The following is a 12,353-nucleotide window of genomic DNA, read 5'->3' on the forward strand; positions in this document are numbered from 1 at the left end:
TGTGTGTTGCTGGTGTTTAATGTGTTGAGGTTGCAACCGCTTAATTCCAAATATTTAACTAGGTAAATAATAGTGAAATGGTACGCATACCATTTTAGAAAAGAGAGGTTTTTATGCGCTATAACAATCCGGTTATGAAAGGCTTTTATCCTGATCCGAGTGTTTGCAAGGTGAATGATACGTATTATCTCGTATGCAGTTCGTTTCAATATTTTCCCGGTGTTCCTTTGTTTGAGAGTACCGATCTGATCAATTGGCGGCAGATTGGGCATTGCTTGACTCGCAGCAGTCAGGTGCAATTGAACCAGATTAACAGCTCTGGCGGTGTATTTGCACCTACGATTCGTCATCATCGCGGACGCTTTTATATGACGACGACCAATGATACGACGCGTCATAATTTCTACATATGGACGGACGATATTTACCGAGAATGGTCGGAGCCGATTGAAGTCGATCAGGGCGGGATTGATCCTGATTTGTATTTTGAGGAAGACCGGACGTATTTTATGAGTAATGGACAGGATGTTGAAGGTATTCCTGGTATTGTACAGTGTGAGATCGATATCGAGACAGGACGCAAATTAACACCTAGTCGCACCATCTGGCAAGGTACAGGCGGACGGTACTTGGAAAGTCCACATATGTATCGGATTGATGATATGTATTATTTGCTTGCTGCTGAAGGCGGTACAGAGTATGGGCACATGGAGACGTATGCGCGTAGTTCATCTGTAAATGGACCGTTTACACCGTATCCCCATAATCCCGTGCTAACCAATCGCAATCTGGGCGGGTATGAGCTGCAAGGTGTGGGGCATGGCGATCTAGTGCAGGATCATCAGGGGAACTGGTGGATGTTCCATCTTGGTTTTCGGCAGATTGGGCGCTGGCAGACGTATCATCATTTGGGACGTGAAGTATTTCTCAGTCCGGTGACTTTTCAGGAGGACGGCTGGTTTACTGCTGGAGAGCATGGTACGACACTGCTGACTTTTGAAACAGATCGGATTGCTGATGATGTGATTCAGTCGGAGCTGAAACGGTATACTTTTGAGCATACCGATTGGCAGCTAGATTGGTGTTATCTGCGTCATCCTCATAAGGAGCATTATGTATTAGAAGACAAGCGGCTACTATTAACTGGAACGAACGTGTCATTGGATGACGCAGACTCGCCGACCTGGATTGGTCTGCGGCAACGTGATTTTGATGCTGTTATCTCCTGTGATGTGCAGATGTGTGATGCCGATGGTGAAGCTGGAATGACGCTATATATGGATGAGCATCATCATTATGAATTGGCGATGATTCAACAGGGATCGTATCGTGAAGTATTCGTGCGGCTACGGGTTGGTGATATTCAGTCGGTTCAACAGCGTGTGGCGCTGGATACGAATCAACCGATACAGCTGAGGATTGAAGCAACGCGGGAGAAGTATTCATTTTTCACTGTGCAAAATAATCGGCAGATGTCACTGGGCTATGCGCAAACTAAGTATTTATCCTCGGAAGTGGCTGGTGGATTTACAGGTGTCCTTATCGGGCTGTACGCGTATGGTGCTGGAGCAGTAGCAGAGTTTACGAATTTTGAATGTACGTATGGATAATATTGCTTTGCAGACAATCTCGCACACCGAATTATGATCTGCCTCCTTCTACAAAGATTGACTATATTGAATACAACAATTGATACTCTGAATAGACGATGACATGAAATAATATTAAAGGTTTCAAATGCAGCTATATATGTTGGTATTCAGATTAAAAAATAACAGGCATCCGTACATGGCGGATGCCTGTTTACTGTAATTGATTAATAGATGATATTATCCATTTGGTATACGATGGTTTGATTTAATTTTTGGCTTGTACCACATGAATATTCGGTCGTTCCGGTTGCTGCATATCGTTGCCAAGATAATAACTTGTATGCGGTGGCTGATTGTAGCCAGTGTTCTGCCATGCGATACCCAATCGGTACACCGGATCGTGCATCAATGTAACGAGACGAACATCGGTTGGCGCAGTGGTGGAATAGATGCGCAGTTCGGTACTGTCCTCATTACGCAGTACTACTTCCTCTCTCCAATCGCCTAGAATATCTGCCTGTAATGCCGGATTTCCTTTCGTATCGTTGTTGGAAAGTGTACCCGAAAAGGTTACCAGATTGCTCAATTGATTCGTAGCTGGGTTCCATTTATCAATCTTCGGTACACCTCGGCGCTCCGGTGTTGTCGTCCAGTTATGATCCAGCAGTTCGCGGCTCAGATCGCCGTCCCACCAGATGGCAAAATTGGACGATGGAATGGAATTGGAGATTTTCTGTCCTTGTGTAGTAAACAGACCGCCGGTTGTACTGTTCCATTCGCCGTCAATCGCCCACATCTCCTCGCCAGGATAACGCGAATCGATGTCTGCGCTCAAGCCACGTCCGACATCAATGCCAATCTGTGGCTGACCCCAGATGACACGACCGGTTTTGGCGTCTTTGAGATCGGCGGAGTATTTGGCATTCGTATTCTCTTGTACTGCCCATACTTCCAGACCGAGGCGGGTAGGATCAAGATCGCCGACATGCATTGCATCGCCGTGTCCCAAGCCGGAATTCCATAATCCTTTGCCATTGTCATCAATAGCGGCAGCACCCGTAATAATCTCGTCGCGTCCGTCATGATCGACATCCGCTACTGACAGCTGATGATTGCCCTGTCCGGCATAGCCTTCATTGCCCGGCGTGTTGGAATCAAATGTCCAGCGCTTGGTCAGTTTACCATCGCGCCAATCGTAAGCGACCAGCACTATGCGTGTATAATAGCCACGCTGCATAATGATACTTGGATGCTCTCCATCCAGATAAGCGATTGCCGCTAGGAAACGGTCGCCCCGGTTGCCATACGTATCGCCCCAATCGCCAATATTCCCACGCGCTGGCTCATAATCTGCGGTTGCCAGCTCGCGTCCAGTCGTCCCTTCAAAGATCGTATGGTATTCTGGACCGGTAATAATGTAACCGCCTGAATTGGCATAACGCGCATTCGCATCGCCGATTACATGACCTTGCCCGTCAATTGTACCGTCGGCGGTGCGGAATGTGACTTCGGCTTTGCCATCTCCATCGAGATCGTACGCCATCATATCCAAATAGTGCGCACCTGCCCGGATGTTCGGTCCTAGATTGATACGCCACATAAACGTACCATCCAGTCGGTATGCATCTACTAACGTACTACCGGTATGACCACTCTGAGAGTTGTCTTTGGAATTGCTTGGGTCCCATTTTAAAATGATCTCGTATTGTCCATCTCCATCCAGATCAGCAACGGTTGTATCGTTGGCACGGTACGTATACACCTCGCCAGTTACGGTAACGCCATCTGCTGGCTTACGAAGTGGAATACTCAAGTGATCGCTGCTCCAGACTTTTGCCGTTTCCGAGCGTTTGGGACTATTTTTACCACCGACGGTTTGTACATAATAAGTGGATGTTGCTGTACCGCCTGGATCTTGAACATTCGTCGTTGTGCGAAGGGTAGATGTGTTAACCTTTTTGCCATTGCGGTACAGGTCGAAGCCGACATTGTCCGGGTCAGTGCCAAGTAATCGCCAGCTCACATAGACGCCACCCGGCTGCTGAATAGCGATCAGTCCACGATTCAGATATTCCATCTGACGTGGTGGCAGCTTGACTGGTGTTGCTTGTACGGTTACCCCATCGGATTCGGTACCATCGGTATAGGCTGCTTTCACGATAAAGGTGTAGGTTGTGTTGTTTTTCAGCTTATCGATGGTTGCGATATACGTATTTTTGCTCACAGTGTTCACCAGTTGCGGGCGTTGCTTTTTGTCCAATTGGTAAATGTGGGCTTCTTTGTACGTTGGATCGATATTTTCCTGCCAGCCGATACGTACTTTGCCATTATCCGGCTCCGTATCTACGTATTGCAGCTCTGGTGATGCTTCCAACCGATTGACGGTTAATGTATACGTCCGCGTAATACCTGTGTACGTATCCGAGGTGACATTGACCGGAATCGTTGTGGATGATTCGGAAATAGGCACTTGAATCGATGAGCCGCTGTTTGCTGTTTGTCCAGCTACTGTCAGGCGCACATGCTCTGCATTGCTTGCCTGCGGTGTAACGGACAGAGACTGACTGGAATGTGGAAGATCCAGCTGATAATTCTGAACCGAAGCGTCAAAAGCAGGTGTTAATGCTGGTGTGAACCCGTTACTGCTCACTTTCAAATCTGTTAGCGCCAGATCCAGCGCAGTTACTTTCATATTCGCGAGCTGAATGGAACCGCCGTCACGACCGAGGTAAAAGCCAAAACTGCTAATTCGCGCAGCACTTCCGGTAAACGTCTCCTGCCAGTTGGCGACTACACTTCCAGTTGTGAGATCGGTAATGGAAGTCGTATATGACTTTTGTGGAATATTCAGCACATAATTGAATCGATACCAGTGTGACGTGCTATAAGGAATAGAGAAGGACGAAGAACCAGCGCGCTTGATGATTCCACTGCCAAGCGCATAATTGATGCCGGTGGCGCTGGTAGCATTGATTTTGCCATCCATTGCGTAAAAGGAACCGCCGTTATTGCTCGGGATGCGTGCATCGAATGAGATCGTTACGCCTCCACTCTGCGGCGTAAAGCGTTGACCAACGTATACGGAGCCGGAAGTGGGATTGCTCATGGCAGCATACGTTATGCCTGTAACGGTATCGCGGTTGATCTGAATGTCTGGTGTATTGCCCTCTTTACTCCAAGCATTGCCACTGCCTACTGTGAATGCTCCTTGCAGGTACGTGGCAAAGTTCTCATTTACAAGGTCAGTGTCTGCAGCATGAACAGTAGCAGAAGCGCCGGGCAATGCCGGAACAGATAGGATGATAACAAGTAGGATGATCAGATAGCGGGTATGGCGGCGACCCCGTTTTCTCCGATGTGGTGGTGTTGCAGATGGAACAGAGTCTATCATGTGCGAAGATGATGTAGCAGACGATTGCATGTTGTCATTTGTGTTTGAAGCGGAATTCATCAGCATCAATCCTTTCAGAATAGGTTGATATAGATTTTTGAATACGCTTACAAAAATAAAAAGTTCATTATGTTTACGTTAACATTTTAGGGCGTTATGTGATTGTAACTTCCCTCCTTTGCTGAAACAATCGAAATTTCACTTCGAATTTTAGTGTATCAGCTTGTTGTGCGAAATCTATATCGGAATTCAGATGTGTATAATAATATGGAATCTGGATATGAATGTTCAAATGATACAACATACGCCATAATGAATATAATATAGCGAGTATCGAATACTATTCAACTCGCGGAATTGGAGGAATCTTACGATGCAAACGCGTCAACAAGCGATTGATCACTGTTTGACTCTGGCTCAGAGTTATGAGGACTATCCATTTCGCGATAGCGGTTGGACAGTGATTCGCCATGAGCAGAATCGGAAAATATTTGCCTGGATCTTTGAGCGGCAAGGTCATACATGGATCAATGTCAAAGCGACACCGGAACTGATCGATATTCTTCGGCAGGAGCATGAGTCCGTCATTCCCGCCTATCATCTCAACAAAAATCACTGGAATTCGATCATTCTGGATGGATCTATTTCAGAAGAAGATATTCACGATATGATCTATCATAGCTATACGCTTACCCTGCCGCGCATACGCAAGTCGTCAAAAGAAAAGACATAGATTGGCTGTTGAGCGACTAGATTCGCCTTCCACATAATACAATCCCGATACCAATGCATTCGTGGTTCACACGTTACGCTTGATATCGGGATTTTGTTTTTTCAGATCTACATCTCTTAAAATATACATCTCTTGAGACACACATCCATGCGCATCCTACTCAGTTAGTCAGACTCATCCTGAATCACACGACAACCACCCAGAATATCCGGCTGCAAAGCCATACTATCCGTTTCCGTAATCTCGCGAATGACCCGGCACGGCACACCAGCGGCAAATGTGTTCGGTGGAATATCCTGTGTCACTACGCTACCTGCTCCAATCACGCAACCATCGCCAATCGTTACTCCACCGCAAATGGTCACATTCGCAGACAACCATACATCGTTACCGATCACCACGGGCTTGGCGTAACAGAGCGTCTTCCGCTGCTCATGTTGATCCAGCATCTGCCGCCGCTCGGAAGCGATCATCGGATGAATCGGCGTTACAATGGTCACATTCGGTCCGCAATTCACATGATTTCCAATAGTTACTCTGGCATCATCCTGCACCGTAAAATTGTAATTAGCGAAGAAATGATGCCCAATCTCGGTATGCACCCCATAATGGAAAAAGACAGGACCTTGAATAAAGCTATGCTCTCCCATCTTCCCGATCAACTGCTGCAAAATCTGCTCCCGCTCGTCCGTCTCATCTTCCAAAGTGCGACTGTACTGACTGCTCCAATTATGCGCTTTCAGCTTAATGGCTTTTAATTCTGGATCAGCAGGCGAGAATAGCTTGCCGTCAAAGATGCGTTGCTCCTCACTCATACGTTCAGCTCCATTTGTTCATAATCAGATCATTATTATGAAGTAGATTGTTGTAGCTACTCTATCATCGCAACTGCTATCATTGCAAGATAACTTTATAAATATTATTTATAAAGTGTGCAGTAGTATATGTGCTCACTCACATTTTTCGCATATGTTTTCATATTATAGAGAACACTCATATACTAATTATTCAAACCAGTCATCCGCACAGCGAATGCTGCGGATGACTGGTTCTTCGTTTGACATTTTCATACAGCCGTACGCGCCAATCCATACGATAGCACTCAACAGCGCACAGATGAACACTAATGCAATGATCGAAATCAACATCTTAATTCCTCCCTTTCCGGTACGATAATATTCGGTTTACTCGCTCAGCGCTGTATAACATCAGCACTAAAAATATCAGCACCACCCATGGAAACATGCCAACACTCGTACGTGTGGCGAGCAATCCGAACAATGGCGGCAAGAACGTCGTACCTGTATACGCGACCGCCATCTGATAACCCATCAGCTTGGCAGAATTGGATTTGCCAAACCGCGTAGGTGTCTCATGCAGCAAACCCGGATAGATCGGCGCCAAGCCCAAACCGATCAAGATCAGCCCTGCCAGTGCCAAACCATCTGCCATCGGCAGTAGCAAAATAATCCCGCCAACAATACTAATCAGTTGTCCGCAGCGGATCAGCATCGTATTACCTACACGCAGCGTAATAAAGCCCGTAATGAAGCGACCAACCGTAATGCCGCCATAATACAGCGAAACCCATGCCGCCGCTGTCTGAGCGCTTATGCCTCTGGCACCTACCAGATAACTCGCTCCCCACAAACCAACTGTCATCTCCACTCCGCAATAGAGTAAAAACGCCGCCAGTGTCGGCTTGATCCCGTGCAGGCTGAGAATGCCATTACGGTTCTTCTTGGTTGTGGAATCTTTATGTTGTTCCAAGTTGTCATTCTGTTCTGCTGAAGATAGTGGTGATTCCGCTTGTTCTCTCGCATGAATAGCAGCTACTTTTGACCAGAGTGGTAACGTAATTAGCAAGATAATGACAAGTCCCAGCTGAATGCCTGCTACCGTCAAATAACCGCTACGCCAAGAGTCATTGGTCGCGATAGAATACGACATAATGATCGGTCCCATCGTTGCGCCGACTCCCCAGAAGCAATGCAACCAGTTCATATGATGGGCTTGGTAATTGGCTGCCACATAATGGTTCAGCGCTGCATCGACCGCGCCTGCGCCAAGACCAAGCGGAATCGCCAGCAATATGAGCCACAGCATCGATGGTGCCGCAGAAAAGCCAAACAGCGCCGCCGCTGTCATCAGGCAGCTGATCAGCGTAATCTTGCCCGTACCGATCATTGCAATCAATCTACCACTGAATAGACTAGATACAATCGTACCCGCCGCAATAACCATTGCAATGATGCCCGCTGATCCAAGAGAAGCATGCAGGTCTGGATACATTACAGGCCACGCGGAGCCTAATAAGGAATCGGGAAGACCCAAACTAATAAAAGCCATATAAATGATTATCAAAAACCATGTTGCCATTTAACCCCTCGCTCGCCCGACAATGAATTTGTGAATAATGCCGATGCCCGAATAATACCATAATAAATTAACTTTATAAAGATATTTTATTTAATATTTGTAATGTTAAAGTGATTGTAAATATATATTGTAATTGGAAGATAGATGACATGTGGCGCATTCTGAACTGTAAAAGCAAACATCCCCTGCCGCAATGACAGGGGATGAATACGATGATTAATGCTGAGTTTCATAAATATAGAAGGCATGCGTTTCTAAAAAGGATACGCTCCTATAAGATACGCCAAATTCGATTCCAGATAGAAATGCACGCCATGCTCATTGAAACAGTCGACCATATGACGAACATTTTGCAAATGTAGCTCCATGAAATCCATGCTACAGGGTCGAATGCTACAGCGTTGCATGCTACAGAATCGAATGTGATTCTACATGCACATCTGTTTTATAGAATCTATGAGCCTTTATACAAGCAATCATGCGCCTTCCATGAATATATTCCGTATCAATAATTCAACGATGGAGTCAATTGCTTTAGCGTCAGCCAGCGCATACCTGCTTCAAAATCATGCTGAAAATCGTTTTCCAGAACGACATCCGGGTATGATGGCATCACATTTTGTTGTTGATATGATTGCCAGTGTTGCTCCCACTGCTTATCCGTTAATAGCTCCTGATACATCACCACACGCTGCGGTGCCAGAATAGCATTGACCGACTGAATAATGCGACAAGCAATATCGGCAAATGCCGTAGATTCCATTGACGCATACCAATTGATAGCCAAAGGCAAAAATTTGATCTCGCCCGCCATACCATTTTTGCCACGTACAAGCTGACCGTCCAGATGAATGCCCATACCAGGTGGATGCAGCGGTGGAAAATACACACTCACTACCGTCTCATTCCCCTCCAGCTCATGCCGCGCGCAATAGCCGCTAACGGCAGCATTCACATCATTTTCCAGCAATACAGGTAGACCAAATCGCTGTTCCACCAACTGGATAATATGTACTCCTTCCAGTTCGCGGTGACTGCTGACTGCGACTACACCGTCCATTACTTGTCCTGGCAGACCAATGCCGATCACTTTGATATCGCTATGTTGCGACAGACACTCTTCGATCAGTTGGAACAGCTCCTCTTGCTCAAAGACGGGAATCGATTGTTCCTTTTTGAAAATCGTCTGGTCTTCCAGATTGATTACAGTGGCAGAGATCAGTATCTTGCACTGTGCATCCTTCATACCAATCACCAGACCAAGGCTAAAATCATAATTATAGCGATACGTTAGCGCTGGACGTCCACCATTGGATGGCACGGTTTCGTCCTCATATATTTCACCACGTTCGAACAGCTCGCGGATTAGCGAATTCACCGTAACGACACTTAGCCCGGTTAAAGAGGCGAGTTGCGGTTTGGTCGCTGTCTCTATGCGTTTCATTACTTGACGCACATTGTTTAGATTGATTTCTTTCATCAGATTGGCATTCGCGTTTTTCATAGACACCTCATTCGTTACACGTTGTATATTTCATACCGATCCAGCAAAATGATATCTATATCTATATCTATATCTATATCTATATCAATTCTGCTTATCTATTATTTTCATTTGAAAAAGGGATCACAAATCGTTGTTCTGGTAATGCATCCGGCGAATACACGCGCTCGCGATAGATCAGTTCCTGCTCACCCATGAGCAGAACGGTGGACGAACGTGTGCCGTATGCTTGCTCCTGACTGTGAATGAAGATGGATGATAGCAGTCGCTCCCATTCCAGTGATACGCCAGTATCGGGCAAGCCTTCATCCTCTGGACGATCGGTTAACTGTAGCAGTGCAAACAGCTGATCGCTCAATTGCTGTTCATCGATCTCCTGCTCATCCATCTGGCGAATGATCTGTTCCAGTCCATATTTGCCGGAGCGTACTTTGGGCCAGTCCGTATCTAGCAGATGATTGCTAATTCCATAAATGCCCGGTTGCAGCGGCTGGATCTCATTGCCCACATTGGAGTAATAATACAGGCTCTGCCGATCGCCAACTAGCAAATTGTACCCCGGATATTGATCACGGTCATCTGCCATCTGCTGTATATATTCCGCTGGCGCCTGTTGTTCTTTTAGAAAATGGGCAATCAATTCCCCACGCGACCTCTTCCCATCTGCCTGCTCCAATGGATTACGATAGTTAGTCAGTGCTGCGAATTGCCCGCTATCCGAGGCGCCAATCCATGTCCCCAACTTCAATAGATCACGCCCGGCAATAATATGCGGCGCGTCTTGCCAGCGATGCGCTTGCGCAGAGGGACGTTCATAAAATTCATCCCGATTCGCAGCCATAATGAGTGGATACCGAGGATGTACATGATATGCGAATAAAATGAGACACATGAGTGGATACGCTCCTTTGTCGAAAAGTGAGTACGATGCAATATGTATGCAGTCATTGTACCACAGCAATAGTATCATTCACGATATGGGAGACTTTGCTGAATTCTCAGTCCTATCAATCGCATGACGGCTGGCTTATGTCTGTCGCTGTTTTAGGTTTTATTTCGTATATTTGCCAATCGCGTAGTGAGAGGATACATCGTACTCTCTACACATAGAGAAAGCACATTCGGATTATCGGAATGTGCTTTCTCTGTCATTTGCTACAAGACTATTGTAAGATGCGATACTTTGCAATAGGATGCGTTGTAGAGGTTTTACGAATAATAGCTTGAGACATTTTATAGATAGTGGTTTGGATAGTAGTAGGTTCTGGAATAATAGATTCTATTTTACTTCGCTTGTTGCAAATAATTCGGGATCATCGTCTCGAAGGATGGGAACGCATAGATCAGCTTCGCCGCATCTTCTGCTGTCAGACCGAGTGTAATAATTGGAGTGAGGCTGTTGATCACTTCAAGTGCTTCTTGCGTATATGCCGCAGCACCGACCAGCTTTTTCTCGCTGCTATAAATGAGTGTCAGATGCGCTTCAGTCTCACCGCGTCCGGCAAAGTCCCATTGTTTCCCTAGCTCAATTGGAACGATGCTGTATTCCGACGATTCCTTGGCATCATCTACACTCACACCGATCTGTGCAATACGTGGTGTAGTAAAAGCAATCGTTGCAATCGGCGGATACTGGATTGCATCGGTGCTACTTCCCAGCAGATAATTTGCCAAATATTTCGCTTCAAATACTGCTGTTGGAGTTAGGCGCGGCTGCGTTTTATCCAATACATCGCCAGTTGCATAAATGTGCGGCTGCGAGGTTTGCAGGAATTCGTTAACAACAACGCCTTTTCTGTTATATTCTACACCTGCTGCTTCCAAATTCAGCAGATCGGTATTCGGTTTGCGTCCGGTTGCATTGATCACTAGATCTGCGCTGAGTGTTGTTCCTTTTTCAGTAGTAAGATGCAGCTGACCGCCTTGTTGTTCGATCTTGCTGACCTTCTCATTGAAATGGAATTGAACGCCGTCCTGCTTCACTTTTTCAATCAGCTTCTTGCTGTAATCCTGATGGAAGCCCGACAAAATGCTATCCGTCGCTTGAATGATGTGTACGTCGGAACCAGCCGTCCGTGCAATGGAAGCAATCTCCATCGATACATAGCCTGCACCGATCAGTACAATTTGCTTCGGTAATTCAGTCAAATAGAGAAACTCATTGCTTGTAATCGTCAGTTCTTCTCCCGGTACGCCGAGCGGAATCGGGCGCTGCCCAGCGGCGATGACGAATGTTTCGGATGTATACTGCTCACCGTTCACTTCCACTGTGCGAGAATCAGTGAATTTCGCTTCTCCACGGATGATGTCTACACCGGATTTCTTGAGATTGGCTTCCATCATTTCCGGTAACGGTGTCAGGATGTTGTTCTTATGTTCCATCAGTTTGCCCCAGTCGAGCTTGAACTCGCTGCTCAGTCCGGCTGGCTTGAACAGCTCAGCATCTTCCATCAGCTTGATCGGTCCGTCCAGTACGATTTTGGGATTGCAGCCATAGTTCGTGCAGACACCGAGAATCTTATCGCGCTCGATGATTGCTACTTTTTTACCTGCTTTACTAAGTGGTAATGCTGCGTTCCATGCACCTTGTCCGCTACCGATAAATAGAATGTCGAATGATTTCATTGTTCTTCCTCCCTGATCATATGAATGGTTGATCCAATCAAACACAATTAATAGCGCGTGATTAATTGGTATAGTGAAATGATTTTGTCCGTCTGTTCTACCATTACCCAATAAATCGCCATCGCAATA

9 protein-coding genes are annotated in these 12,353 nt (G+C 46.2%); 2 read left to right on the forward strand and 7 right to left on the reverse strand.

What is annotated here, in order from left to right; all coding sequences use genetic code 11:
- Positions 1-113: 113 nt before the first annotated feature.
- Positions 114-1,610, forward strand: coding sequence for a glycoside hydrolase family 43 protein (locus tag ACE3MZ_RS11815; RefSeq protein WP_411346625.1), 1,497 nt, complete (start codon positions 114-116; stop codon positions 1,608-1,610).
- A 247-nt stretch (positions 1,611-1,857) separates the two neighbouring features.
- Here the strand turns inward: ACE3MZ_RS11815 and ACE3MZ_RS11820 are convergent, their stop codons facing one another.
- Positions 1,858-4,983: a cadherin-like beta sandwich domain-containing protein gene (locus ACE3MZ_RS11820; protein ID WP_411346770.1), complete on the reverse strand. Its 3,126-nt coding sequence runs from the start codon at positions 4,981-4,983 to the stop codon at positions 1,858-1,860.
- A gap of 373 nt (positions 4,984-5,356) precedes the next feature.
- On the opposite strand from ACE3MZ_RS11820, the gene ACE3MZ_RS11825 reads away from it, so the two are divergent.
- Positions 5,357-5,716 (forward strand): MmcQ/YjbR family DNA-binding protein, encoded by a 360-nt coding sequence (locus ACE3MZ_RS11825; RefSeq protein ID WP_411346626.1) that lies wholly within the window; start codon positions 5,357-5,359, stop codon positions 5,714-5,716.
- A gap of 164 nt (positions 5,717-5,880) precedes the next feature.
- On the opposite strand, the gene ACE3MZ_RS11830 is transcribed toward ACE3MZ_RS11825, so the two are convergent.
- The 6 genes from ACE3MZ_RS11830 to ACE3MZ_RS11855 all read right to left on the reverse strand — a co-directional run bounded on the left by ACE3MZ_RS11830 (position 5,881) and on the right by ACE3MZ_RS11855 (position 12,224).
- Positions 5,881-6,531 carry a sugar O-acetyltransferase gene (locus ACE3MZ_RS11830; protein WP_411346627.1) on the reverse strand — a complete coding sequence of 217 codons (651 nt, stop codon included), beginning with the start codon at positions 6,529-6,531 and terminating at the stop codon, positions 5,881-5,883.
- Positions 6,532-6,720: 189 nt separating this feature from the next.
- Positions 6,721-6,864 carry a hypothetical protein gene (locus tag ACE3MZ_RS11835; RefSeq protein ID WP_411346628.1) on the reverse strand — a complete coding sequence of 48 codons (144 nt, stop codon included), beginning with the start codon at positions 6,862-6,864 and terminating at the stop codon, positions 6,721-6,723.
- A gap of 1 nt (position 6,865) precedes the next feature.
- Complete coding sequence (locus ACE3MZ_RS11840; protein WP_411346629.1) at positions 6,866-8,095, reverse strand: MFS transporter; 1,230 nt, start codon at positions 8,093-8,095, stop codon at positions 6,866-6,868.
- A 505-nt stretch (positions 8,096-8,600) separates the two neighbouring features.
- Positions 8,601-9,599, reverse strand: a complete 999-nt coding sequence (locus ACE3MZ_RS11845; RefSeq protein WP_411346630.1) for an ROK family protein — start codon at positions 9,597-9,599, stop codon at positions 8,601-8,603.
- Positions 9,600-9,693: 94 nt separating this feature from the next.
- Positions 9,694-10,491, reverse strand: a complete 798-nt coding sequence (locus tag ACE3MZ_RS11850) for an NRDE family protein (protein ID WP_411346631.1) — start codon at positions 10,489-10,491, stop codon at positions 9,694-9,696.
- 392 nt (positions 10,492-10,883) lie between these two features.
- Positions 10,884-12,224 (reverse strand): dihydrolipoyl dehydrogenase family protein, encoded by a 1,341-nt coding sequence (locus ACE3MZ_RS11855; RefSeq protein ID WP_411346632.1) that lies wholly within the window; start codon positions 12,222-12,224, stop codon positions 10,884-10,886.
- Between the last annotated feature and the right edge of the window lie 129 nt (positions 12,225-12,353).

It is taken from the genome of Paenibacillus sp. WLX1005, from assembly GCF_046603685.1.
Taxonomy (GTDB): domain Bacteria; phylum Bacillota; class Bacilli; order Paenibacillales; family Paenibacillaceae; genus Saccharibacillus.